Here is a 25604-nt window from a genome sequence, read left to right as displayed (position 1 = left end):
CGCGGCTTGCGAGTGAAAGGTCGCCGCACAGTGGCCGGATGGCGCGTTGCGCCATCAAGGAGCTGACAGCTGCTTCGCGGCGTCGGAGTCCGCGTTGCGGGACTCCTGGTCCCGCTGCGCGGGACCCCGACGCCACCCGCTTCGCGGGTGCCTGGTGGGCCGCTGCGCGGCCAGCTGGCAAGTGGGTCCGGGCGTTGGCTTGTTGGTGGAGTCGACTTTGACGTAGGCGAGTTGCCGAAGTGGGCTTCCGTATACGGGGGTTGACGTCTCTTGTCTTTCCCTCGCTGGTGCGACGGAGCCCGGTGCCGGGTCCACCTCACCGCCACGGCCTCCCTCGGCGGCCGAATCCTCCGGGCGCGTCACCGTTCGAGACATCTCGAATCCAACATTCAGACACGTTCGTACGGAAGACAGGGACTAGCGGTGACTCAATTCTTCCACAGGTAAGATTAGACATGTAGCGGGCACCCCGGCAGGTACTCCGGAACCGAATGGAGAAGGTCCATGCGTAATTCCACACCACGGCTTCGACCGCATCAGGTCGAGGCCGTCGACGCCGCCGTGCGAGGCCTGGAAGGCCCTGTGGGGCCCGGAGGAAACCGCGGGCTCCTCGTCTCCGCCACCGGGACCGGCAAGACCCTCATCGCCGCCGAGACCGCCAGATGCCTCGCCCCCACCGGCGGCACCCTCGTCCTGGTCCCCACCCTCGACCTCCTCACCCAGACCGTCACCGCCTGGCGCACCCTCGGACACGACGAACCCATGCTCGCCATCTGCTCCCTCGAAGGCGACACCGCACTCGGCGCAGCGGGCGTGCGCGCCACCACCAGCGGACCCAGCCTCGCCCTGTGGGCCCAACAACACGCCCGGTACACCGTGTTCAGCACCTACGCGTCTCTCGGCGCCATCATCCACGCCCACACCGGGCCCTACGGAATCCCCGCCCTACCGGCTTGGACCCTCATCCTCAGCGACGAAGCCCACAGAGCCGCCGGCCACATCGACAAGACCTGGACCGACGTCCACGACAACACACTCGTCCCGGCGCAGCGGCGGTTGTACATGACCGCCACACCCCGCATCTACGAACCCTTCAAAGGCCGGCGCAGGCGGCGGCGTGGCGAGCGGCGGCGCGGTGGCGCCGGGCGTCCGGGTGGTCAGGAGGCGCTCTTCGAGGCGGGACACGTGCCCAGGGCCCCGAGCCTCGGTCTCGGGGCGGGAGACCACACCGAACCTCACACCCGACCTCACATCGAGCTCCCGCCGATCCCCGACGATATCGATCCGGAAATCGATTCGGAAGACGAGTATTTCTCGCCGGAACTGCAAACGGAAATGATCTACGAAACCGGTGAAATGTCCGCTTTCGCTGACGGTGCGTCAGATGACGACGGCGACGGCGATACGTCGCAGACCCGGGGATCGCGACGCTCGCGCGTCCCCGCACTGCCCGAGGAACTCGCCGTGTCCATGGACGCGATCGAGATCTACGGGCCGCGTTTGTTTCAGCTCGGGCTCGCCGAAAGTGTGCAGCGCGGTCTGCTCGCGAGGTTCGTGGTGCTGGTGGCCGACATCAGGGACAAGGAACTCAACCAGGCCCGGCGCGACGCGCGAAAGGCCCTCGACGACGAGAGCCCGAACGCGCCGAAGCTGGTCGAGGCCTGGCGCGGCAAACGCCTCGCCGCGTTGCAGACCGCGCTCCTCAAGACCGCGCGCGAGAACAACCTGCGCACCGTCATCACGTTCCACCACCGCGTCGCCGAAGCCAAAGCCTTCGCCCTCGGACTGCCCGACGTCGGCCGACGGCTGCGCGCCGAACTCCCGGACCAGGCGCCCGCGGACGTGCGGGCCCAATGGCTGCATGGCGATCACCCGGCCGAGCATCGGCGGCGAGTTCTCGGCCGGTTCGCCGAACCCGGCACACCGGGCGACCTGTCCGTGGTCTCGAACGTGCGGATCCTCGGCGAGGGGATCGACTGTCCCGCCGTCGACGCCGTAGCCATTTTCGACGAAATGTCAAGTATTGTGAGTATCACTCAGGCCCTGGGTAGGGCTCTGCGGCAGCAACCGGGGCAGGGCAAGGTCGCCGGCATCGTCGTCCCCGTCTTCCTCGACGACCACGAACACCCCGACGACATGCTCCTGTCGGATGGCCATCGCTACTTGGTGACGGTGCTCGAGGCCCTGAGGGCCCACGCCCCCGAGCTCGTCGAAGCCCTCGCCGTCCCCCAGGCCACCGCACACGGCGCAGCCAGGGCGGTCGTCGAGGACGAACCCGACGACGACGCGGACAGCGCGGCCGACGGCGGTACAGCGGAAGCCGGCGCAGCGGCGGGCGGCGCGGGGGCCGCCGAGGGCGTGGGAGGGGTCGTGGGAGGGGTCGTGGAGGGCGCGGCCGGGCCGGTGGGTCCGGATGTGCCGGGCGGCCCGGGCGGGGGCGTGGAGGCGGAGACACGGCCGTTCCTGCGGTTCTCCAGCCCACGGGACCCCGCGATCGTCGCCGACTTCGTGCGGCTACGGGTCATCGACCCCGACGAACGCGACTGGAACCGCGGCTACCTCGCCGCACGCCGCTTCCTCCGGACGCGGGGCCACCTCAGAATTCCGCTCGATACACGCGACGAGCACGACCACGACTACCCGGTCGGGCAATGGGCGGCAGTACAACGGAGGGAGTACGCCGCCGGGCGGCTCGACGCCGGCCGCGTCCGCAAACTCGTCATGCTCGGCATGGTCTGGTCACACCCCGACGCCGCCTTCGACGACGGACTCGCCGTCGCACGACGGTATGTCGAACGCGTCGGACACCTCGCCGCGCCACCGGGAGCCGTCCAGGACGGCATCCGCGTCGGCCAATGGCTCGCCAACCAGCGACGTGCCGGGGTTCTCGACGCGCACCCCGAACGCCGCCGGGCCCTGGAGGAGTTGGACCCGTGGTGGCAGCCCGACGGGTGGACCATCGCCTGGCAGCGGGCCGCCAACGAAGTACGCCTGCACCTCGCCCGCGGCGGAGCCCTCGAGGAGCTGACACCCGGACACGTCGCCGGCGGCCAGGACATCGGCAGATGGGCGCAGCGGCACCGGCGAGCAGCCGTGCGGGCACGGCTGGGGCCCGGACAACTCGAACAGCTCGACGCACTCGGCATCCGCCCCGAACACGACGGCGGCGCAGCGGACGGCGACGTGGCGGTGGCTGCGGGCGTCGATGTCGGCGGGTCTGCGGCCAACGACCTCGCGGACGGGCAGCGGCGCGCAGGCGCGGTCGGGGCGCGTGGGAGACGGCGTTTGCGGCGGCCGTCGCCTACCGCGAACGCGAAGGCGATCTCGAAGTTCCCCGCGCACACGTGGAGACCGTGGCGACACAGACGGCGACCGGACTCGGTGGTGGCGCGGGCAAGGGTGGCGGTGCCGTCGAGGTCCGGCTCGGCAAGTGGGTCAACAACCAACGCACTCGGCGCGGATCGCTGACCGAGGAACGGGTGCGGCTGCTCACCGAACTCGGCATGCGGTGGTGAGGGGCGGTGTCGGCCGGGGGGGGTCGTGTTTGGCGGGTGTGAGGTTCGGAGTGAGGTCGGGGGATGTCGGTGGGGGGTGTTTCGGGTCGCTCCGGTCGGGGGTGAGACGACGTGGTCGTTCATGGGCCGGGTCGCCGGGTGTTACGGGGTGGACGCCGATGCCCTGGCGGGGCACTGGGGGTGGCTCAACCACCGTCCCCGGCACCGGGGTGGAGGGCTGCGGGCGGACGCGGAGGTGGTCCTGGACGCGGCGGGGCGGCGGGTGTTGGTGGAGTTGTGTGGGGTCGGGGAGGAGGTGCTCGGGCGGGCGTTGCCGTCCTGGGGCCGGGAAGAGGACGAGGTTGCCGGGTGGGGCACGGCGGGGATGCCGCAGGGGATGTGGCGGGTGGGCGGCGCCGTGGTGGGCCCGGTGGCGTTCGGGTGTCGATTGTGTGCGGCGCGGCGTACCGGCGGGCCGGTGCGGGTGGTTCGCTACGCGGCGCGGTGGGAGCGGGTGTGCGTGCGGCACGGGCGGTGGGGTTTGGACGCGGACGCGGGTGGGGTTCCGGAACACCTGGACTTGCGTGAGGTGCCGGAGGTGGTGGCGCGGCGGCGGTGGGCGGGTGTGGCGCGGCGGGCGGCGCGGGCGGGGGTGGGTCCCGGGAAGGTGTTCGGGGTCGCGTGGGCGGTGGTGTGCCGGTGGTGGGAGTCGGCGTTGCACTGGGAGCGGGAGGAGGTCTGGCCGCAGCGGCTGCACGCGGTCGCGGGCGGGGACGCCGGGGGTGATTTCGGGTGGTGGCGGGTGGTGGGGCGGGACGCGGTCGTCTTCCCGGAGGTGGTCGCGGTGGCGGACGCGTTGCTGGATCCGGGCATGGTGGAGCGGTTGTGGCGCGACAGTGGTGCCGGGCGGCCTCGGATGTTGCGGGTGGACGGGGCGTTTTGCCGTGAACTCGGGGAGCGGGTCAGGCGGGCGTGGTTGGGGTCGGTGGTCGTGGTCGAGGACGGCGGGCCCTTGATCGCGTGGATGGGCGCCGTCGTCCGCCGTCGGCGTGGGGGCGCGGGTGCGGGTGTGGGGTTGGGGTGGGTGGACGATCCGTGGCGGGTGCGGCAGGAGGATCGGCCGGCGACCGCGGCCGCGCTGTTGCGGTCTCCGGGCAGGGAGCGGAAGGCGGGCGGTTCGGGGACGCTGTGGCGCACGATGGTGCCGGCGGAGGAACGCATGCTGATCGACGAGCTCGTGGGGGAAGCGGAGGAGCAGCTGCTCCCGTTGCGCGGGGCGCAGACCGGCAGCACCGCGGACGCGGCCCGGCACCTGCTGGGGAACCTCTCCTGGGGTGTCGAATTCCTCGAGCGGGCTTTGTGGCGGACCGCTGTCGCGGCGTTGAACGCCGGGGTGCCCGTGCAGGACGTCGCCGGCTGGGCCGGGTTGTCGGCCGCGGAGTTGACGGATGTGCTCACGGCCGGCCGGGACGAGAACGACGAATAGGCGCGTGGCCGGCCCGGGTCGGGTCGGACCGAGGTGGTCGGCGCGTAGGGGCGGGGGCGGACCTGTTGCGGCGCAGCGGTTATCACGGGCTCGGTGTGTGCGTGGGGTGTTCGTGCGGGGGTGCGCTCGTTCGGGTGGTGGTGGGGTTCTCTGTCTTTCTGAGGATTTCTCGCGTACTTGACTACGGGCATGGATGAGCGGTTCGCGGTGGGCGGGGCGGGGGTTCGGACCCCGGCGGTTGCGGAAGTGGCCGGTGTCGAGGCGGAGTTCGTCGACGCGGTGGGGGGCGTGGTGCAGCGGCCGTGGGTGGAGGCGGCGGGGTCGACGCGGTTCGAGGAGTTGGCGCCGGTGTCGGCGTTTGCGGTGGTGCCGGGGCGGCGGTGGGGGCCGGGCTGGTGGTGGTCGGCGACCACCGGCGGCCATGTGGTGCACGGGTCGGCCGTGATGCGTGATCGGTTGATGTTCTTGGATCGGGATCCGCGGGTGGTCGGGTTGGCGGGGCGGCCGGTGCGGTTGGTGTGGCGCGACGCGGCGGACGGGCGGGTGCGGTCGTGGGTCCCGCAGGTGTTCGCCCGGTACGCGGACGGCACCGCGCTGCTGGCCGACTGCCCGGGTTCGCCCGGTGCGGGTGGGGTGCGGGCGTTGCGGGCCGGTGGGGTGGTCGCGGCGGCGTGCGAGGCGGTCGGCTGGTCGTATCGGCGGCTCGAGCCACCGGACCCGGTTCTCGTGGCGAACGTGCGGTGGCTGGCCGGATACCGGCATCCCCGTCATCGGGGCTCGCCCGCCGTGGAGGCGGCCGTGATGGACGCGTTCGCCCGGGCGCGGCCGTTGATCGAGGGTGTGCGGGCGGTGGGTGATCCGATCGTGGTGTGGCCGGTGGTCTTTCACGCGTTGTGGTCGGGGCGGTTGTCGGTGGTGTTGTCGCGGCCGTTGCACGAGCGGGTGCCGGCCTGGGCGGGACCGGGGGTCGAGGCGGTGGTCGGCGCGGCGGCCGAGGGTGGGGTGTCGTGGTGAGCGGCGGGGGTCGGCGGCCGGTGGTCGCGGTGGGCGCGCATGTGGTGTTCGAGGGGCGTTCGTGGCAGGTGGTCGCTCTGGAGGGTCCGGTGGTGCGGCTGGTGGACGAGCGGGGTGTGGTCGGGTCGATGCTGGTCGGGTACCTGTGCGCGGCCCCGGACTTCGCGCTGGTGGGTGCGGCGCCTGTGGCGGGGGTGCCGCGGTGGGGGCTGTTCCAGACGGTGCCGTTGCGAGAGCGCGCGAGCGGGCGCTCGCGTGGCAGCGGCACATCCACGAGATCGAGTGCGGGTTGCCGGACGGCCCGGGCGGTGTGGGGGTGGCGCGTGCGCAGTACGGCCCGGGTCGGTCCATGGCGGAGCGGGAGCGGGCCAAGGTCGAGGAGATGCGGGCGTCGGGGTGGGCGGTGAGTGTGGCGACGGTGCAGCGGATGCGCGGCCGGTATCGGCGGCAGGGCCTGTGGGGGCTGGTCGACAAGCGCGCCACGCGCGGCGCGAGTGCGACCGGGCGCAGCGACGAGCGGGTGGTGGTGGCCGTGTTGGAGGCGTTGCGGCGGCAGCGGGGGCGGTCGAAGGGGACGGTGGAGGGGTTGCGGCGGTTGGCCGGGGAGATCCTGGACCGGGCGCATGGGCCGGGTGTGGTGGCCTTGCCGTCGCGGGCGACGTTCTATCGGTTGGTGAACGCTTTGGCCGATCCGGCGGAGTTGCCGGGGCGGCCGGCGCGGACCGCGAGCGCGACGACGCCGCCGTTCGCTCCCGTGGGTGCGTCGCGGCCGGGTGAGCAGGTCCAGGTCGACAGCACCCGCTTGGACGTGATGGCCGTTTTGGACGACGGGCGGTTGGGGCGGCCGGAGTTGACGATCGCGGTGGACGTGGCGACGCGGAGCGTCGTGGCGGCGGTGTTGCGGCCGGAGGGGACCAAGGCGGTCGACGCCGCTTTGTTGCTCGCGGAGATGGTGGTGCCGCATCCGATGCGCCCGCACTGGCCCGAGGCGTTGGAGCTGTCGCGGGCGAGCGTGCCGTATGAGCGGCTGGCGACGGTGGATGGGCGGTTGGAGGGCGCGGCGGCGCGGCCGGTGATCGTGCCGGAGACGATCGTGGTCGACCGGGGCAGGGTGTTCGTGTCCGAGGCGTTCCTGGCGGCGTGCGAGACGTTGGGGGTGAGCGTGCAGCCCGCCCCGCCGCGCAGGCCCGCGGCGAAAGGGGTGGTGGAGCGGACGTTCGGCGCGATCAACACGCTGTTCTGCCAACACGTGGCCGGGTACACCGGGTCGAACACGACCCGGCGCGGACAGGGTGTGGAGGACGAGGCGTGTTGGACGGTGCCGCAGTTGCAGGACCTGCTCGACGAATGGATCACCGTCGGGTGGCAGGGCCGGCCCCACGAGGGGCTGCGGCATCCGATGATGGCCAGGGCGGCGCTGACGCCGAACGAGATGTGGGGCGCCCTGGTGGGGGCGTGCGGGTATGTGCCGGTGCCGCTCACGGGGCGGGACTATGTGGAATTGCTGCCGGTGCGGTGGCATCGGGTCACCGACCGCGGGATCCGCATCGACCACCGCACCTACGACCATCCGGTCCTGGGGGCGTGTCGGGGACGGTCCTCGGGAGTGACCGCGCGGCAGGGCAGGTGGGAGGTGCACCACAATCCCCACGACGGCCGCCAGGTGTGGGTGCGCCTGCCCGGCGGGGAGTTCGCCGAGGTGCCGTGGATCCACCGCGACCACGTGAACGCGCCGTTCGACGTCCACGCGTGGAGGCACGTGAGGGAGAGCGTCGAACGACGCGGGGACCGTGAGCGGCACGAAGCCGACCTCGCCGGCGCCCTCGCGGCGCTCCTGCGCGAGGTCCGCCCCGCCGTGGGGCGCCGGCCCGGGCGGCGGGAGCCGAAGAAGTCGTGGACGCGAGGACACCGCGGGTCGGGCGGTTCCCGGGGCGCCGCGTCGTGGAGCAGGCGGGCACCGGGCACGACGGGCATGCCGCGAACTCGGAGGGGGTCGCGGGATTCGTCTTCCCGGGACGCGTACCGGGCGCGGCGGCGCACGACGGTGCCGGTGTTGGTGTGGAGAGTCTGGACGACCTCGACGGCGGCGGCGAGTTCCTCGACGAGGACACGGACTCCGAGTCGAAGTCGGGTGGGGCGTCCGGCGGAGCGGGCGGGTTCGGGTTGTACGACGCGCACGCCGAGGCCGAGTTGTGGTGACCGGCGCGGAGGCGGCGGAGGGCCGGTGGCCGTCGCCCGTGACGTGGGACGGGTTCCGGGACTTCGTCGAACGGCCGCCTGTCACACCGCCCGAAGCGGGCGAGGCCGGGCGTGGGGTGGAGGAGCGTTTGGCGTATCACTCGCGGTTCGCCGTCGTGCGCACCCCGACGATCGACGCGATCTCGCGGACGGTGCGCACCCTGATGATCCTGGGCCGCCACCAGGAGACGGGCGCGCGGCCGTGTGTGATCGTCACCGGGCCGCCGACCACGGGCAAGACCACCGCGCTGTTGCAGGTGGGTCGGGCATGCCACCTCGCCGAGGCCGCCCGACGCGGCGGAAGGGCGTTGGAGGGGTGGGTGCCGGTGGCGTACGTCCTGGTCCCGCCCGGTGCCAGCGCGAAGGCCCTTTCCACCGAGTTCGCGCGCTTCCTCGGGGTTCCGGTGACCGCGAGGGCGACCCAGGCGCAGATTGTCGACGCGGTGTGCCACACCTACCGCGAGGCGGGGGTGAGGTTGGTCGCGATCGACGAGATCCACCGCCTCAACCCACGCACCACGACGGGGGCGGAGGCCGTCGATTTGTTGAAGGATCTGACCGAACGCATCGGCGCGACGTTCGTGTTCGCGGGCATCGACGTGGTCGCCACACCGTTGTTCGTGCGGCAAGCGCACTCGCCGGGCGCGCCACGGTCGTCGACTGCGGGCCCGTCCCCCTCGGCGGCGGGGGCGGGCGGACGCCGTTCCGTGACCTGGTCGCGGCGATGGAAGCCTGTCTGGACCTGCGGGCACACCGCGCGGGGACACTCCCTCGCGCGGCGTCGTATCTCCACGCCCGCACCGGCGGACGCATCGGCAGCCTCGCCCGCCTGCTCCGCCAGGCCGCGATCGCAGCGATCCTCGACGGCACCGAGAAAATCACCAAACCGGCCTCGAGGGGATCGTGCTGGACCACACCGCCGAGGACCACTACCGCCCCCGCGTCACCGGACGCACCCGCACCGGTGGCCGCACACGGCGACACGACACGTGAAGGCGACCGGGACCGGCCCGCTCCCGGGAGCAGGGTCGGGGTCGGGAGCACTTGCAACACACGATGGCGCGAACCCTCGGGGCCCGGCTGCCGAACCCGCGTTGTGGGGCCGGACCGACACGCGACCGGGCGCGTTCCGTGTGGCTCCCCTGCCTTACGAGTCCACCGCCTCCTGGCTCGGTCGCGTCGCGGCGACGTATCGGCAGAGCGTGCCCGAGTTGCTGGACGGCATCGGCATCACCACCACGGGCGCGCGAGGCGCCGACGACACCGACACGACCGAGATCCACCTCGACGACGCGGCACGACACCGACTCGCCGTCTTCGCCCGAGTCCCCCACCACCACCTTGCGCGGGCGCTCCCCCACCTCGAACGGCCCCGGACGCGAACCCGGCCCGAACACCGGACGCCGTCGGGGCAACCGGGGCGGGCAGCGCCGCGTGGTATCGCCCCGACCCGTACGAACAACCTCGGCGTGCTCGGCGCCTCCCCTGCGCCACACCGCAGGCGCCACCGCACGCGCACGGATGTACCTGCCTGCCCATCGGGTGTGGTGCTCGCGGCATTCGTGTTGGAGCACCTGGGTGGGCGATCGCCGTGCTCCTGGACACCCGCCTGCCCGAACTCGCCCACGACACACCGGGAACAATTGCGGCTCCTGCGCCGGCCGAACGCGAACACCGCCTACACGTGGGCACAGGCCATCGTCACCCGCTGGTACGACCACCGGCTGTATCTCACCGGCCGGTGGAAGGCGCGAGGGCGCCGCCTGGCCGCCTTCAACCCCGACCACACGACCACGCAAGGCAGTTCCTGGGAACTCACCGCCCGGCCCGTGATCGTCCATCCCGAAACGGTCGTCCTCGCCCGCGTCCTCGCTCGTACGCGCCTACCGGCGACACCCCGGCCCGACCGGCACCCGGCCGTGACCACATTCCTCGAACACACCGCCCACACACTCGGACTCGCACGCCTGGCACCCGGACCCGACGACCTTTTGCGGTCCTGGATCCGCCACCACACCCGACCCTGAAAACCCCGGGCTGCGGGCCGATCCCCCGGGACCACCCGAGAAGAACCGCCAAACGCTGCCGCCTACGGCATTCCCATCCGAACCGCACAAAATCTCAGTGCATCCCACAACACCCGCGAAACCCAACGGAAGTGAGAAAACCCCAGCTCACAACCCCGCCCGAGCCCACCCGAACACCCCACCCGCACCCCGAAAACCACGCCCACCAACCCCACGCCCGGAACAACCATCCCAATACAACTGCGAAACCCCCGGCCCACACACCCCACACCACCCCACAACCAACGACCACTCACACTCGGACTCACACGCCTGGCCCCCGGACCCGACGACCTTTTGCGGTCCTGGATCCGCCACCACACCCGACCCTGAAAACCCCGCCCCGGGCCGAGCCCCGGGACCACCCGCAAGACAAGGCCGGCAACCGCCGCCTATGGCATTCCCATCCGAACCGCACAAAATCTCAATGCATCCCACAACACCCGCGAAACCCAATACAAGTGCGAAAACTCCCAGCTCACAACCCCGCCCGAGCCCACCCGAACACCCCACCCGCACCCCGAAAACCACGCCCACCAACCCCACGCCCGGAACAACCATCCCAATACAACTGCGAAACCCCCGGCCCACACACCCCACACCACCCCACAACCAACGACCACTCACAAACACGACCACGACTACCCCGTCGGGCAGTGGAGTGCCGTTCAACGACGGGAGTACGCCGCCGGGCGGCTCGACGCCGGGCGGGTGCGCAGGCTCGTGATGCTCGGGATGGTGTGGTCGCACCCCGACGCCGCGTTCGAGGACGGACTCGCCGTCGCCCGGCGCTGGGCGCAGCGGCACGGACACCTCGCCGCACCACAGAGTGCCTTCCAGGACGGCGTCAGGGTCGGGCAGTGGCTCGCGAACCAGCGGCGCGCGGGGGTGTTGGACGCGCACCCCGAACGGCGCCGGGCCCTCGAGGAATTGGACCCGTGGTGGAAGCCGGAGGGGTGGTCCATCGCCTGGCAGCGGGCCGCCAACGAGGTACGACTCTTCCTGGCGCGGGGCGGGTCTTTGGAGGAGTTGGCGCCCGGACACATCGCCGGCGGACAGGACATCGGAGCCTGGGCGCAGCGGCAGACCAGGCCCACCGTGTGGGCCAAGCTCAGGCCCGGACAGATCGAGCAGCTCGACGAACTCGGCATCCCGGCCGATGGCGGCGCGGCGGCGGACGAAGGGGACGCGGCGCGGGTCGGCGGCGGGGACGGCGTGGCGGTGGCCATCGGGGCCGGGGAGGCGATGGACGGCGCAGTGGTGGCTGTCGGCGACGGTGGCGCGGAAGGTGGCGGCGGGAACGGTGTGGTGGAGGGCGGTGCGCCGGTGGGCGAGGGCGGCGGGTCCCGGGCACCCAGGCGTGGCCGGGGCGCGTGGGAGACGGCGTTCGCCGCTGCCGTCGCCTACCGCCAACGCGAAGGACACCTGGAGGTACCGCGGGCGCATGTCGAGACCGTGACGACGGAGAACGACGCGGACGGACGGACCAGGCGGCCCGCCGGCGCCACAGCGGCGTCGAGGCGCGGTTCGGGAACGGACCTCGCCGCGGCGAAGGGCGGCGAGACGGTCGAGGTGCGGCTCGGCAAATGGGTCAACAACCAACGCACCCGGCGGAGTTCGCTGTCGGTCGAACGCGGGCGACTCCTGACGGAGCTCGGCATGCGCTGGTGAGATGGCGTGGTGTCCGGATGTGAGATCCGGGGTGAGGTTCGTGGTGGGGTCGGGGTTAGCCGAGTCGGCTGAAGGCCCAGCGGAGGGTGTCGCAGTCGACGGTGGTGCGGCCGGTATGGGTCAGTGCGGTGAGCGTGTGGGCAGTCAGGCGTGCCCAGGCGCGGAAGTTGCCGTGGGTGGCGTGGCGGTCGGCGTAGGCGATGTCGTCGGGGTCGGCGCTCGCCCAGAGGGGGTGGTAGGACGGTATGACGTCCTTGACCTCGGTGGGGGTCAGGCGGGTGACGTGCTGCCAGATGAAGATGCGTGAGGCGAGCATCGGCTGTTTGCGCAGCGTGGTGTGGCAGCCCTCGCCGCCGACGAAGACGATCGCGAAGTCGGTAGTGCGCTCGTCGTGGAGGAAGCGGAAATACTCCACCGCCTCGCCGTTGAGCCATTGGGCCTCGTCCACGAGAAGGGTGCGGGGATGTCGGGCGAGGGCCTGTTTGAGGAGATGGTCGAACTCGCTGGGGTGGCGGGGCGGGGTGCCGGGCAGGCCGAGTGCGGCGTGCAGTTCGTGGCGCACCGCTCGGGCCGTGGGCCGGGCTCGGAACGTGATGCGGCGGACGTCCTCGTCGGGTTCGAGTTCGCGCAGGCAGGCGTTCACGGCGAGGGTCTTGCCGACGCCGGCGCCGCCGTGGATACAGGTCATGGCTCTGGCGGCGATGGTGTCCCGGATGTTCTCGCGGGCGGTGAGCAGGGCGCGGGTGGCCACGATCCGGGCGTCGGGCAGGGGCACGTACTGGTCGGTGTCGGTGTCCGTCGGTGGGGTGGGCGGGTTCGCGGTCACGGTTGTTCCTCGGGTTCGGCCTTGTGTGTGGTGGGTGTGGCCCAGTGGGCGGGCGGCGGGGTCGGTGGAATCAGGTCCGGCAGGGCGAGGGTGGCCAGGTCGACGTGGTCGGCGTGGTCGAGTTCGCGATCGGCATCGAGAGCGGTGAGTGCCTGCAGGCGGCGGGCGTCGTCGGGGGTGGTGGTGGGGGCGAAGCGTTCGCGGCGCAGTTTCTCGGCGGCTTTGGTGTCGGCGCGCAGGCGGCGGGCTCGGGCGGCTCGGGCGCGGCGCAGGGCGTCGAGTTGTTCGTCGGTGGCGGCGTTGGCGAGGTATGCGGTGCCCAGGTGTCGGCCGGTGGTGGGATCGCACAGTTCGATCTCGTGGAGGTGGTGGGGCATGTGACGCACCCGGACCGTGCGGCCGAGGTGGCCGGTCATCCACGCGGCGACGTAGTCCCGCTTGCGGAAGCGCACCCCGTGGCTGGTGATCGGGCGGGGGCGGCCGTCGTCCTCGAGGGTCAGGGACCACAACTGGTCGGCGGGGATGTCGGTGAGTGGGGTGGGATCGGCGTTCCAGGCTTCGAGGGGGGTACGACCAGCGAGTGCCTGGGGGCGGTGCTCGGTGTTCCACCAGGTCACCCACCGCAGCACCTCGGTGGTGAAGTCGCGGAAGGTGAGCGGAGGTTGGGTGGGTCGCCGATCGCGGCGGCGGGGCTGGGGCGTGGGTGTGTAGCCGGGCAGCGCGGCGAAGAGCATCCGGTCGACGGCGCCGTTGAGGTTCTCGACGGTGCCCTTGAGGTGGGGGCTGTAGGGCGGGAGCGCGCGGGTGGTGACACCGAGCGTCCCCAGGGCGGTGGTGACCGTGGTCGACAGGAAGTCCTTGCCGCGGTCGATGCGCAGGTTCTCGGGAATTCCCCCGGCCGGGCCGTACGGGTCATGGCGCAGCACTGCGGCGCGCAGCGCGGTCAGGATGGACGCGCGGGTGGGGTGGCCGGGGGTGACGGCGACGCCGGTGACGACCTTGGTGGTGGTGTCGATGAACCAGGTGATGTGCGGGCGCACGGGGGTGCCGTCGGCGTCGACGGGCAGGGGGGCTTGGACGTGGTCGGCTTCCCAGGTGTGGTTGCGCCACGTGGGCGGGCGCCGGGCGAACACGTCCAGGGCGCGAGCGGCCTCGGGGCCCGCGCGCAGACCTGCCCGCTCCCCCGGGGTCAGGTCCCGACGCACCGCGCGAAGCAGCGTCGGGAGCGAGGGGACCGGGTCCAGCAGTGGCACGGCGGACACCGGGGCACCACCCGGAAGGGCGGACGACGTGGTTCGGGCGTTGGGGTATCGATCGGCATGGGTGGTGTGGGAGCACCGTCGGGGGTCGTTGTGGTCGAGGGACGGGTGGTGTGCGCTCGGGCTCGGGCGGTGAGTTCGCGGTGGACGGCGGAGACGTTCCCGTGCCAGTACGCGAGCAGGACTCGCAGTTGCGAGGTGACCTCGAAACGCGCGCCACGGCGCGCGCCCGGCGTGGCGGCGGCCTCGGGCGAGTGGGACGCGTCGGCGAGCCAGCGCCACATCGTGCGCTCGGACACGTCCAGACACTGCGCGGCCAAGCGCACGTGACCGCGGGTCAGGCGGCGTTGCGCGCGGAGAGCAAGCAGGCGCTGAACGGCCGGGACGCGCAGCGCGGTCAACGAAGCCGCGTCGAGCACGGGTGATGCGGATGCAGGGGTGGTCGAGTGCGCGGTGCCACTGAGAGTCATCGCCGGTCCTGTTCGATGAGGCGAAGGTGGGTGTGGTCGTGATCGGCGTGGTCAGGGGTGGGAGCCGAGGCGGGCGCAGGCCTGTTTGAGGAATTCGCGGTCGACGGCGGTATCAGGACGGCGGACGAGGGTGGCGTGTAGGTGGGAGGTGATCTTGGCCCAGGTACGGAAGTTGCCCGTGGCGACGGTGTCGTCGAAATGCCGCACGTCGTCGGGGACGGCGGTGTGCCAAACGTGGTGGAACAGGGCCAGGGTGTGCGGGAGTTGGGTCGGGTCCAGGCGGGTCACCTCGTGCCAGGTCAGGACGCGGGAGGCCAGCGCGGGGGCCTGGGCGAGGACGCGTTCACACCCGGCACCGCACAGGATGAGCGTCGCGATGGTGGTGGGGGCGTCCCACAACAGGCGCAGGTAGTCCAACAGCGGCGGTGGCAGGCGTTGGGCGTCGTCGAGGAAGAACACCCCTGGTTGTCGAAGCGCCTCGATCAGGGCTCGGTCACAGGCCTGCGCCCGGTGTGTGGGGGCGACGGACGACAGGTCCAACGCGGCGACCAGGGCCGCCCGCAGGTGCGGCAGCGTCGCCTGGACCGGAGTGACCGCCCGCCAGACCGGGACCCGCGAGGGCAACAGACGCAACGCGCGTTCCACCGCCACGGTCTTGTCGCGGCCGGCGTCCCCGAACACGCACAACACGCCCCGGGCGGCGGCGACATGCCCCACCGCCTCCACGACGGCGGCGACCTGGGTGGTGACGACCAGGCGGGCGTCGGGGGTGTACAGGCGCGCGCGCGAAACCACGGCGGGGACATCGGGGGTAGTGTCCGCATCGGCGGGTTCGGGTGGCCGGTCGTCGAAGAATTCCTCCAGACGCAACTCGGCCAGCGCACGGTCGTAGTGACCGGAGGGTGTGCCGGTTCGGGACCTGGGGGCAACCTCCAGCAGTCGGCCGGCGCGTATGTCATCACGGACCGCGCGATGCAGTGTGCTCGCCGACGGCACCGAGACGGCGTCCCACACGGCGAGCGTGCCCGCCGCCTGACGTTCCAGCATCGACCGGCGCAGGCCGGCCACGTTGCCACCCATACGGGCGAGTTCGGCCCACAACGCGTCGGAAAAGGTGAAGCCGTTCTTCCGGGGGCGTGCCTCGAGACGCCCTCCGCGTGCCTCACGCAGCCACCGCCACATCGTCCGTTCGGACACCCCGGCCGCCTCGGCGATGATCCGCACGTGCGTGCTGGTCACCGTCCCGGAGGCGTCGATGTCGAGCAGACGCCGTACCGCCCATGGGCGCGGCACCGAGGCGGCCCCGGGGCCCGGAGAAGAGGCGTTCCTGCGTGCGTCGGCCATATCCCGAGCACACCCCCGCTCGCGGGTACGTGACACAGGAACGGTCAACCATCTGACAAACCCCCGCCAGCGTGTTACAAGGCCCGCGGCACTGTCCTGATCACTTCATGACAGCCGACAACAGCGCCACCACCACGCCTCAAACACCCTCTGAACCCGCCGGACACTCCCACCGAGCGATGCCGACCAACACACCGCCACCACACCACCCACTCACAGTGACGGTCTCGATGAAGTCGCAGGCCAGGACGGCTTCTGCCTGGGACCGCAGGAAGGCGGCCCACGTCGTGGCTCCACGTCCGGGCGCGGGTTCGATGCCTGCGGTCTTGAGAATCTCCCAGACCGTGGAGGCGGCGATGCGGATGCCGAGCGCGGCGAGTTCGCCGTGGATGCGGCGGTAGCCCCAGGTGGGATTCTCGCGCGCGAGACGGACCACCAGGACACTGATGGAGCGGACCGTGGGAGGTCGTCCGGGGCGTTTCGGGCGGGATGCGGCTGCGTGGCGTCGGCGGACGAGGTCGCGGTGCCAGCGCAGGACAGTGTCCGGGTGCACGGTCAGCCGCAGCCGGCGCAGCACGTCGCGCGGCAGCGGGTGCAGCAGCGCGGCGAGCAGGGCCCGGTCGGGCGGGGTGAACCGTGGCCGCCGGTTCCCGAGTTGCCGTTCGAGGACGGTGACCTGGTGGCACAGGGCCAGGATCTCGGCGTCTTTGTCGCGGTCGGTCATGGGAAGCAGCCGCAGCGCGGCGAGCGCATTTGTGACGGCGAGGTAGGCGAGTCGGAGCAGCACGGACATCACATGCTGCCGCGGCCGTGACCACGCCCACGAGGCGGGCGGGCTGGCTGGCTGGATCAGTCGCGCGTAGTCCCGCAGGGCCTCCCACCTGCACGGATAGAATTTTCGGCACCCACAGGGGCAGGTTGGTGGCGAGATACCAGGTGGCCTTGGCCGGCAACGTCGCCGGGTCGGCGGTCGCCACCACCAGCCGGGTCGTGCCGTCCGGTCCCCACCAGCCCAGCGTCGCGTCGGCGGCCCACCAGGTCTCGGTGTGGCCGTCGCGGAAGGTGCGGGGCACCGCGCGCCAGTGGCCGGGATCCCGCCATCCGCCCCAGGTCAGGATGCGGGCGGCGTCGACGGGAGTGTGGGCCTGGTCGGCATGTGCCCAGATCCCGCGCCGTGGCTTCAGTGCCATGACGAACGGCATTCCCGCCTCTCGGAGTTCGCCGCGGAAGCCGTCCTGGTCGCCATACGCGCAGTCCGCGGCAACCGCCCGGAAGGACACGCCCGCCTGCTTCGCCTCACGGGCCAGAGCGGCTCCGATCTGCAGTTTCGTGCGGAAATCGGGGTCGGCCTTCCCCTTCGCGAAGTGATGGGCCGGCGTGTAGGGGACAGCGTGCAGTGGATGGTAGAGGCGCTCGTCCGCCCAACAGGTGGTCACCGTGACGACGCCGCGGTCAATCTTCCCGACGGATCCCAGGTACTGCTTGCCCACGTGCGCGGTCGCCGTCCCGTCCTTGCGGTCGCCGGAATCGTCGATCACCAGGACCCCGCCCGCGTGCGGCGCGGTCGCCGGATCCGCGAGCAACAACTCCACGCGGCGGGCGTTGACCCGCTCGAGGTCGGAAGAACTGGAGCCGCTGCACCGCCGGGTGTTGCGCGCCGACCACCGGCTCGGCCCCCGCCAGACAGGTCAGCGTCTTGTTCCGATCCCGCGGCGCCAACAAACCGACCAGATACTCCCGGAACCCCCGACGCTGCGCCAGCGTCCCGAACAGGTCGTCGAACCGGGCCGCATACCCCTCCAACGACCCCGGAGCGGGCGGACACGGCACACGAGCGGTCACGGCGCACCCCCGAACGGGCCGACAAATACTGCTACTTCACGGCATACTGCTAATCAGAACCGCCCTCAACAAACCACCGGTAAGTCTCGGCGGCGTCGGTCAGCCAAACCCCTGGTGGGCGTGATACACGCCCACCAACACTCCCCTGATCACCACATGGCAACCGCCAACAGCACCGACGCCACCACCACCGAATGGCCCTTTGAACAGGCCGAACACGCTCACGCGACGATGCCGACCTACACCGACACCACACATTCTTTACAACCAGCCCGCACAATCTGCGACAATTCGTGCAACTTCCACTCGCCGAGGCACATTGGATTGGATTTTCGCCAGGCGATCAAGAAAGGCAATACGCGGATCAGCTTGCGAAGCAAGAATTTCGAAATCCCTATCTCTCCAAATATCCTCCACGCCTCGAAGAGTTGTCTTGATGCCTACAAGTTCACCCCTCGAATACCCCTCGGTACGATGAAGAATATCATCACACGAGTCCCAGAAATTTGCGACGCTTGAAGAAATCCTCCAATTAACCTCCGTAGGGGTTATCTCGTGCGGCTCTGCAACAAGAATCGCAATCCCTGCCGCTGTCGACTGAAAATACTCCCGGGCCAGAGAGTCATCGAGCATCCCGATTCGACAACGCCACTCTCTCAGTGAACCCACTTCCGCCGAGAGATCTGGCGCTTCATGCATGCTGCATGCCGCAACGATAGAGTCAATCTCTACCAGAAAAGGCGTTGAGGCCATCTCAAGGATAGGCTTCATCCGCACTAGGCAAAGCGCTCCCCGGAGTTTCACGAGGTTCATGATCCACCTTCCACCGATCCGCCACCGAGAACCACACGCCATGGCGTATTTCCAGTCGAGGAAATCCCGTTACCTTTACCGATATCGCTTTGGGTCAGACCTCTCTGTCTAGCTTGAGCAAGGCAGCCCGGGCACATACGCGTCGAAGATGCCATTCCGATGATATTCCATTGACCATTCGTCGCGTTGATAATTGTTGCCTCCGCATGTCCTTCGCCAGGAATATAGCGCTCCCCGCGCAGAGGGGCCGCACCACCTCGCCACTCGTTAGGAAGCCCGGTGCGTTCAGTTGCCACCCAGGTTTCAATCTTATTCGGATCACGCACATTCTGCACTCGAGCAACAGCAACGGTAGAAACCTCATCTGCCCTCGTCCCATGAAGCTGGCGAGCCCTGGATAGCAGCTCGGCCCCGCAGTTATGAACGAGGACGTCTTGGTCTCCAACCCCGACATAGTAGGTGTGATCTGTGTCAACGGTCAGGTTGTACGTGCGGGCCGGCTGTCCGAATAGGCGAACAGCACTCACTCGAACCCACGTTCCGCCGGAGGCCAGGAGCCATTGGCCGGGCTTGAGGTCGCTGGCATCGACCCATTGCTTCAGGTCTGGGACCCAAAAAACGTGGTGCGCGGTGGCGATGATGGATGCGTCACCCTGGTCTGTCATGACAGTGACGTCGGCGAAATCCTTGTCATCCTCCGTGGTGATCGACGCCAGGACAGTACGAGGTTTGCTCTCTCCGGTTTCGGGGTCGGTGGCCAACACGACGTCGCCAGGTTTAATGTCTTGAATTGGCTGACGAAGTCCGTCCGCCATCAGAATCTGGGTTTCAGGCAAGAAGCTGTTGCAGGGGATACGAACGACAGTGTTCCCCGAGAAACTGGCCGCACCAGCCATCAAACTCAGGACACTGAATAGCTTCTTGCCATTACCGTAATCGTCTTCACAGTCCATGACACCGTCGCATCCGTACGGCGATTCATTCAGACCATTCCGAGCAGCCCAGTCATCGACCATATCGGATCCGCAACGTTTACCTACGAAATACCCGCTTGTCAGGGCGCATGGATCAAAGGCTCGATACCCACCCGCCAGGAGTCCAGCGCCTATTTGCACGTAGTCGTTGCGGTCTGGAGTCTTGGTGCCCTTCTTGAACTCCGGTGGCACGATGACAGTCATACTGGTGGCTGGTTTGCAAATCTCTATGTACTGCCTACACCCGCTGCCGCCGCCGGTCCTATCGGTTCCGCCGCCGGTTGTGACCGGTGCGCTATCACCGGTGCGCTCGTTCCGCTGCCTGTTTCCCAGGCTTCCCCCACCACCGGACTTGTCCCGCCGCCTGTTCCCCATCTGCCCCGCAAGCAATCCGGTCGGATCGCTCAGGGTTACCGGGGAATTGTTGCTGTACGTGTACCCGTGCATTTGTTGGGTATCAGACAAATCCATGAGCGGGTCGACGCTGATGAAGCGGCCAAGGGTGGGGTCGTATTCGCGGGCGCCGATGTGGGTGAGGCCGGTGGCGTCCATGGGCTTGCCGAGGAAGCCCTTGTCGTCGGGCCATTGGCCGTTGGCCTGGGTGGGCTGTGCGCCGCGGGGTTCGCCGAACGGCTTGGACTGGCGGCGGGTCGCGGTCAGGGTGGTGGCGTCGAGGGTGCTGTTTGCGGTGCCGTGGTTGTCCGCCGCCATGTAGGTGAGCGTGCCGGTGCCGTTGCGGATGACGGTGGCGCCGCCAGCTGTGGGGTAGTAGCGGGTGCCGATGACCGGGCCGGTGCCGTTGGTGTTGGTGGTGAGTTCGTCGCTGCCCAGGTAGAGGGTGGTCTTGCCGTTCTCGCGGCGGACGATGCGGTTGCCGTCGGCGTCGTAGAGGTAGCTGCTCGTGCTCGTCGCGGTGGCGACGGTGGTGAGCTTGTCCTCTTCGTTCCAGGTGAGGGTCTGGAGGTTGGCGTCGGTGCCGGGTCGGGTCTTGGTGTTGCCGTTCGGGTCGTAGGTCAGGTTGGTGGTGACGGCTTCGCGGGTGCCTGTCTTGACGGTGACCGTGTCCAGGCGGTGGGTGCGGTCGGTGGGCTTGGCGCCGGCGCGGTAGCCGTATTCGGTGGTGACGTTCTTGGCCGGGTCGTCGGTGACGTCGTGTTCGACGAGTTTGGTGCGGTTGCCGACGGCGTCGTAGTCGAACGTCTGCCAGTACGGGTCCGGGCCGCCGACCGTCGTCTTGGTCGGGGTCTGGGTGACGCAGCCGCCGATGCCGGGGACCTTGGGCGCGGGTTCGGTGGTGGTGCCGGCGGTGTCGGTCCAGGCCTGCTTCAGGCGACGGTTGCCGTCGTAGGTGAAGCATTGGGTGTCGGTGGTGTTGGTGTCGCGTTTGGTGCTGATCGAGGTGACGTCGCCGCTGGGCTTGTAGGTGTAGGAGGTGACGTCGACGGGGGTGTCGGCGGTGGATTTGGCCCATTCGGTGCCGAGGAGGCGGCCGGTGGCGTCGTCGTATTTGCTGGTGAAGGAGGCGAGGGTGAACTCGGAGCCCAGGTAGGCCCGGGTGTTGCGGCCGAGTTCGTCGTAGTCGGCCCAGAAGAGGTAGGGATCCTGCCCGGCGAGGCCGCCGAGTTGGCCGGTGGCCAGGTAGCTGTAGCCCAGGTCCTCGGCGGGCAGGCCGCCGTGGGCGGGCAGGGTGAGGGAGGTGGGCCGGCCGGTGAGCTTCTCGTAGGTGCTCGTGGTCTGGTAGACGCCGGCGAGCTTGCCCTCGGCGGCGGGGATGGTCACGCGGGTGCCGGTGGGGCGGTAGGAGTCGGCGTCGAAGCCGGTGATCTCGCTGACGTACTGGGCTCCGGCGGCGCCGCCGACGTAGCGGATCGACTTGTCCTGTTGTCCCTTGGCCAGGGTGTCGTAGAACCATCCGGCGAGGAGGTTCTCCGGTTTGGCGGTGGCGCCCTTGTACAGACTCGTCTTGCGGCCGAGTTGGTCGTACGCGTAGTGCAACTGTTGGCCGCGCGCGTCGGTGGTCGTGAGGACTCGGCCGACCTTGTCATAGGCGGTGTCCGAGGGGCCCTTGTCGGGGTCCTCGGTGTGGGTCCTGCGGCCGAGGAAGTCGTACGTGTAGGTCCAGGTGTTGCCGCCGGCGTCGGTGACGGACTTGAGTTCCTCGCGCGGGGTGTACGTGTAGGTGATCGCGGTGAAGTCGGTGCCCGTGGGGTCGTCGTTGCGGTACTCGCGCAGTTCGGTCGGCTTGCCGCGGGCATCGTTGGTCGACATCGTCTTGACGCCGCCGGCGGGGGGCGTGACGGTCACCTTGTCCGCGCCCTGGTAGGCGGTGCGGGTCTCCCATTGCTTGATCGTCTTGGAGGAGAACCCCTCGGCCGTCTTGCGGCCCTGCCCGTCGTAGGTGAAGGTCGTCTGCGCGGGAACCTGGGTGTCGGTGGCGACGAACACCGAGCCGTTCGGCTCGGCACCGGACTCGTAGTACGGCTGGTTGGTCTTGAGCGGGCGGCCGAGGCTGTCGTAGAAGGTGTCCGCGACCAGGCGTCCACCGGCCTCGTTGCCGGGGCTGGTCTGGCTCTGGCGCGGCTGCAGGAAGGCGCCCAGGATGCTGTTGGCGATGGTGTAACGGCCGTTGATCCGCAGTGTCCTGGTGGTGACCACCGAGGGCGCGGTCTTGTTGACCTGGTAGGCGAACTGGAGGTCCGCGTCGGCGGTCTTGGCGTGTCCGGGCTGCCACACCGCGATCAGGCGGCCGAGGGCGTCGTATTCCTGCTGCATGACGAGGCCGTTGGCGTCGACGGTCCTGACCGGCAGGTTGCGCGGGCCGGCGAACTCCTGGACGGACGTCCAGCCCTTGGCGTTGGTGACCGTCGTGCGGGTCGGCAGCGCTCCGGCGGCGGGTTCGTACGCGGTGGTGGTGACGTTGTTCTCGGCGTCGGTGGCCTTGACCACGCGTCCGTGGGCGTCGTACTCCGACTTCGCGGTGGTGAGCCACTCCGGGGCGCCGGCCTTGTAGTCGGTGGCCGCCTCGGTCGCCGTCACATCACCGACGGCGCCGACCTGGCCGAGGGCGAGCCCGTCGTAGTAGACGCGTGATTGGGCGTAGACGGTGCTCTGGGTCGGGGTCGTCGCGCAGTCGCCGACGACGGAGACGACCTCGGTGGGCTTGCCGATGATCCACGCGGTGGTGTTGTGCGCGTAGGTCGTGGTGGTGCAGAACGGGTCGAGGTTGTCGGCGAAGTCCGCGACCTCGGTGGGCAGCCCGTAGGTGGGGTCGTACGTGGTTTCCTTGCGGATCTTGCGCCAGGTGTCGTCGGCGAGGAGGTCGCGGGTGTGCGTCCGGTCGGTGCGCGTCATCTGCGCGGTGAGGTCCGGAAGATCGCGGGCGCGTTTGTGGGTCGCGGTGGTCGCGGACGTCCACGGCCGCAAGGAGGTGGTGGAGACGACCTTGTTGCCGACGTCGTTGCCGTCGAAGGTCTGCGTCTCGTAGGCGAAGCCCTGCAGGGGGTTCGCGTCGGTGATCACCGTGCCGGCGGAGTCGGTGACGGTGACCTCGCGCTTGGAGCCGTCCTTCCTGACGTCGCCGTCCATGCCGCGCAGGTACAGCGACTTGGACTTGGTGACCTTGTCCGGGCCGGCGCCGGAGCGGGTGATCACCTCGGCGTAGCCGCGGTAGTCGTTCCAGGTGCGGCGGTCCTTGGACTTGGGCTTGGAGGCTTCCTTGTCCTCGGTGAGTTCGGAGTCGTCGCGGTGCCAGGCCGCGCCGCCGAGGTATTCGTAGCGGGTGGAGGTGTCGACGGCGCCGTGGGTGGTGGGGTCGTGTTGGGTGACCTGGGCGACGGTGTACTTGTGGAACCAGTGCAGGACGGGTTCGGAGTCGCCGTAGCTCCACCATGTGGGGTGGCACGCCTTGGTGTTGGCGTCCGGGGTGGGCAGCGCGGCGGGGGTGCATTCGGGGTCGTTGTAGTCGACGGTCGTCTGGCCGCCGGTCTCGTTGGTGATGCCGGTGATGCGGCGGCGGTTCATCGGCGGGGCCATGTCGCCGCCCGCGTCGACGCGGTTGGGCTTGAACTTGCCGGTGAAGTCGACGGAGGGTGTGTCGATCTTCTTGGTGCCGTCGTAGGCGGTGTGGGTGATCGAGTTGAGCCACAGGGTGGCGGTGGAGCCGTCCTGGGGGTCGGGGTAGTCCTGGTCGAGGGCGTATTCGTCGACGGTCCGGTAGCCGGTGCCGACCCGGGTCTGGGTGGTGATCTTGGTGAGGCGGCGGGTGGAGAAGAACGTCTGGCCGTACTGCTCGCAGGTGCCGGTGGCGGCGCAGACCTTGTCGACGGGGACGTCGGGCCATTTGGCGGCGTTGGCCTTGGTCATCTTGGCCGGGTCGCAGTCGAAGCCGTCCTTCTTCAAGCAGCGCTCCGCCGTGTCGAAGAGGATCTGCGCGGTGGGCTCGGTGGTGTCGGTGGTCTTGGAGCCGTAGGTGATGGCGGCGAGGGTGCCGCCGCGGGTGTAGGGGGTGAGGGTGCCGGAGCCGACGAGGACGGCGCCGCGGGTGTAGTTGTTCTTCTCTTCGTTGTAGGTGAAGGTGACCAGGCCGCCGCGGGCGTCGACGACGTGGTCGAGGTTCCAGCGCCAGGCCTGTTGGCACCAGGAGGCGTCGAATCCGGATGCCTTGTTGCAGGGTTCGCCGGTGTTGTTGCCGTAGACGGGTGAGGTCCAGGTGGCGTTGGTGGCGGGGCCGGTGTTGCCGTTGCCGGGTTTGTGGCCGGCGCCGAAGTAGTACTGGACGCCGTCGGTGGCGGTCAGCCTCCAGTGTTCGCCGTCGTCGTCGCCGTTGCTCGCGCCGGTGAGGAGTTCGATGCGGGAGCCGTCGTCCTCCTGCAGGCGCCAGGTCTTGGAGACGTCGTCGCGAAGGAGGGTGGAGGAGCGGCCGTTGAGGGAGAGGGTGAGGGAGTTCTGGTCGGACCAGCACATCTCGCCTGATTTGTCCTGGCCGTCCTTGGCGCACGCCTGGTAGGAGCGCTCGACGAAGCCGGGCGAGTACTCCCAGCCCTCGCCGATCCAGGAGGCCTGGTTGTTGGTGGAGGTGGTGCGGCCGTCGACGCCGCCCGAGTTGTAGGCCAGGTTGATCTGGGGGGCGGTTCCGCCGATCGCGGGTGGGACCGGGATCGGGTAACTCCAGTTCAGGGAGCCGGAGTTGCCGCCGGCGGTCCAGGAGCCGGAGGCGGACAGCGAGGTCGCCTTGAAGTCGCCGGAGGGGCCGGCGTCCGCGGCGGTCGCGGCCAGCACCATGCGGCCGGTGGCGGCCGGGTCGGCCGCGGTGCGGGCGGGGAGGTCGATGTCGGCGGTGACGCGCTGGGTGATGCGGTCGTTGCGGGAGTTGTCGATCGGGGTGCGGGTGCGGCACTCGGCGCGGTCCGGGGTGGTCAGGGCGCATTCGGGCAGGGCGAACAGGCGAAGGCGTGTGGACCAGTCCGCGCCGAAGGCGTCGCGGAAGGCGGAGTAGTCGATGGAGACGGTGACCCGGCCGGTGTCGGTGCGGCCGTCGGTGCGGCCGATGCTCAGCAGGACGCCGTCGACGCCGGCGCGGTCGGTGGCCGCCCGGTCGGCGAGGGTGACCTTGACCTTCGCGGGCGCCGGGGCGGTGTTCGGGGCGAGCGCGGTGCGGGGCTTGAGCGGGGAGGGTGCGCCTCCGGCGGGGGTGGTGACGCGGATCGGGCTGTCGCCGACGCGGCCCTGGCCCGGGGCGGCGAGCAGGGCCGCCAGTCCCGAGGATCGGGTGGCCGATTCGGGAGCGGGGACGGTCTCGGCCTCCAGCGGCGCGGGCCACTGGGCCTTGGCCGGTTTCCAGGCGGGGCGTCCGTCGCCGGTCAGCGGTTGGATCTTGGGTTTCGGTGCGTCCGAGCCGCCGACCGAGGGCATGTGGTCGAGGGGGCTCGGGGACCAGGCCGGTTTGTTCCTCGGGTCGACGAGCAGGCCCTGCGCCTGGGCCGGGCCCACGGACGCGAACAGCGCCAGGACGGTGCCGACCACGACCAGAGGCCGGGCGATGCCCCGGCGTCCGCGCTTGTTTGTGCCGCCGATCCTCCAGGACCCCACGCTCATGCCAGCCACCCTGC

The 25604-nt window shown here is 70.0% G+C and carries 13 protein-coding genes and 4 pseudogenes; 9 read left to right on the top strand and 8 right to left on the bottom strand.

The features are described 5' to 3' along the window. Positions 1-504: 504 nt before the first annotated feature. From OG928_RS47330 to OG928_RS47315, 4 genes and pseudogenes are all read left to right on the top strand, one after another. A pseudogene (locus OG928_RS47330) lies at positions 505-2919 on the top strand (Helicase associated domain protein); the annotation flags it as partial. Continuing rightward, on the top strand, positions 2856-3515 hold the full coding sequence (locus tag OG928_RS47325; RefSeq protein ID WP_406292146.1) for a helicase associated domain-containing protein: 660 nt from the start codon (positions 2856-2858) through the stop codon (positions 3513-3515). The pseudogene OG928_RS47330 and the gene OG928_RS47325, both read left to right, overlap by 64 nt. Positions 3516-3663: 148 nt before the next feature. Continuing rightward, positions 3664-4980 (top strand): DNA-binding protein, encoded by a 1317-nt coding sequence (locus tag OG928_RS47320; protein ID WP_406292069.1) that lies wholly within the window; start codon positions 3664-3666, stop codon positions 4978-4980. A gap of 189 nt (positions 4981-5169) precedes the next feature. Further along, a complete protein-coding gene (locus OG928_RS47315) occupies positions 5170-5994 on the top strand; it encodes a TnsA-like heteromeric transposase endonuclease subunit (RefSeq protein ID WP_331768204.1) in 825 nt (274 codons plus the stop codon). 663 nt (positions 5995-6657) lie between these two features. On the opposite strand, the gene OG928_RS47310 is transcribed toward OG928_RS47315, so the two are convergent. Beyond that, on the bottom strand, positions 6658-7476 hold the full coding sequence (locus OG928_RS47310; RefSeq protein WP_331768203.1) for a hypothetical protein: 819 nt from the start codon (positions 7474-7476) through the stop codon (positions 6658-6660). 411 nt (positions 7477-7887) lie between these two features. On the opposite strand from OG928_RS47310, the gene OG928_RS47305 reads away from it, so the two are divergent. The 4 genes and pseudogenes from OG928_RS47305 (at position 7888) to OG928_RS47290 (ending at position 11969) form a co-directional block, all read left to right on the top strand. Further along, entirely contained in the window at positions 7888-8193 is a 306-nt protein-coding gene (locus OG928_RS47305) for a hypothetical protein (protein WP_331768202.1), read from the top strand. 203 nt (positions 8194-8396) lie between these two features. Then, positions 8397-8774: pseudogene (locus OG928_RS47300) on the top strand (TniB family NTP-binding protein); the annotation flags it as partial. A 591-nt stretch (positions 8775-9365) separates the two neighbouring features. Continuing rightward, on the top strand, positions 9366-10259 hold the full coding sequence (locus tag OG928_RS47295; RefSeq protein ID WP_331768366.1) for a hypothetical protein: 894 nt from the start codon (positions 9366-9368) through the stop codon (positions 10257-10259). Positions 10260-11009: 750 nt separating this feature from the next. After that, positions 11010-11969, top strand: coding sequence for a helicase associated domain-containing protein (locus OG928_RS47290; RefSeq protein ID WP_331768201.1), 960 nt, complete (start codon positions 11010-11012; stop codon positions 11967-11969). Positions 11970-12024: 55 nt separating this feature from the next. Here OG928_RS47290 and OG928_RS47285 read toward each other — a convergent pair whose 3' ends face one another. The 6 genes and pseudogenes from OG928_RS47285 to OG928_RS47260 all read right to left on the bottom strand — a co-directional run. Next, entirely contained in the window at positions 12025-12795 is a 771-nt protein-coding gene (locus tag OG928_RS47285; protein ID WP_331768200.1) for an ATP-binding protein, read from the bottom strand. Further along, positions 12792-14057, bottom strand: a complete 1266-nt coding sequence (locus OG928_RS47280) for a transposase family protein (protein ID WP_331768199.1) — start codon at positions 14055-14057, stop codon at positions 12792-12794. The genes OG928_RS47285 and OG928_RS47280 overlap by 4 nt, the downstream gene beginning before the upstream one ends. Then, entirely contained in the window at positions 13985-14524 is a 540-nt protein-coding gene (locus tag OG928_RS47275) for a hypothetical protein (RefSeq protein ID WP_331768198.1), read from the bottom strand. The genes OG928_RS47280 and OG928_RS47275 overlap by 73 nt, the downstream gene beginning before the upstream one ends. A 51-nt stretch (positions 14525-14575) precedes the next feature. Further along, on the bottom strand, positions 14576-15868 hold the full coding sequence (locus OG928_RS47270) for an ATP-binding protein (protein WP_331768197.1): 1293 nt from the start codon (positions 15866-15868) through the stop codon (positions 14576-14578). Between the two features lie 208 nt (positions 15869-16076). Beyond that, positions 16077-16655 (bottom strand): annotated as a pseudogene (locus tag OG928_RS47265) (helix-turn-helix domain-containing protein); the annotation flags it as partial. A gap of 394 nt (positions 16656-17049) precedes the next feature. Next, a pseudogene (locus tag OG928_RS47260) lies at positions 17050-17460 on the bottom strand (transposase); the annotation flags it as partial. A gap of 406 nt (positions 17461-17866) precedes the next feature. Between OG928_RS47260 and OG928_RS47255 the strand changes: the two are divergent. After that, on the top strand, positions 17867-18229 hold the full coding sequence (locus OG928_RS47255) for a hypothetical protein (protein ID WP_331768196.1): 363 nt from the start codon (positions 17867-17869) through the stop codon (positions 18227-18229). 290 nt (positions 18230-18519) lie between these two features. On the opposite strand, the gene OG928_RS47250 is transcribed toward OG928_RS47255, so the two are convergent. Continuing rightward, entirely contained in the window at positions 18520-25590 is a 7071-nt protein-coding gene (locus tag OG928_RS47250) for a polymorphic toxin-type HINT domain-containing protein (RefSeq protein ID WP_331768195.1), read from the bottom strand. Positions 25591-25604 lie beyond the last annotated feature (14 nt).

It is taken from the genome of Embleya sp. NBC_00896 (assembly GCF_045207785.1).
In the GTDB taxonomy this organism is placed as follows: domain Bacteria; phylum Actinomycetota; class Actinomycetes; order Streptomycetales; family Streptomycetaceae; genus Embleya.
The sequence above is the reverse complement of the archived record's forward strand: the minus strand, read 5'-3'. Positions and strand labels throughout refer to the sequence as shown.

What these genes read in the sequence shown, in the direction of transcription:
- OG928_RS47270 (WP_331768197.1), bottom strand. Translation starts at nt 15,868, where the DNA reads ATGGCCGACGCACGCAGGAACGCCTCTTCTCCGGGCCCCGGGGCCGCC.
- OG928_RS47325 (WP_406292146.1), top strand. Translation starts at nt 2,856, where the DNA reads ATGGCTCGCCAACCAGCGACGTGCCGGGGTTCTCGACGCGCACCCCGA.
- OG928_RS47315 (WP_331768204.1), top strand. Translation starts at nt 5,170, where the DNA reads ATGGATGAGCGGTTCGCGGTGGGCGGGGCGGGGGTTCGGACCCCGGCG.
- OG928_RS47250 (WP_331768195.1), bottom strand. Translation starts at nt 25,590, where the DNA reads ATGAGCGTGGGGTCCTGGAGGATCGGCGGCACAAACAAGCGCGGACGC.
- OG928_RS47275 (WP_331768198.1), bottom strand. Translation starts at nt 14,524, where the DNA reads ATGACTCTCAGTGGCACCGCGCACTCGACCACCCCTGCATCCGCATCA.
- OG928_RS47255 (WP_331768196.1), top strand. Translation starts at nt 17,867, where the DNA reads ATGGCAACCGCCAACAGCACCGACGCCACCACCACCGAATGGCCCTTT.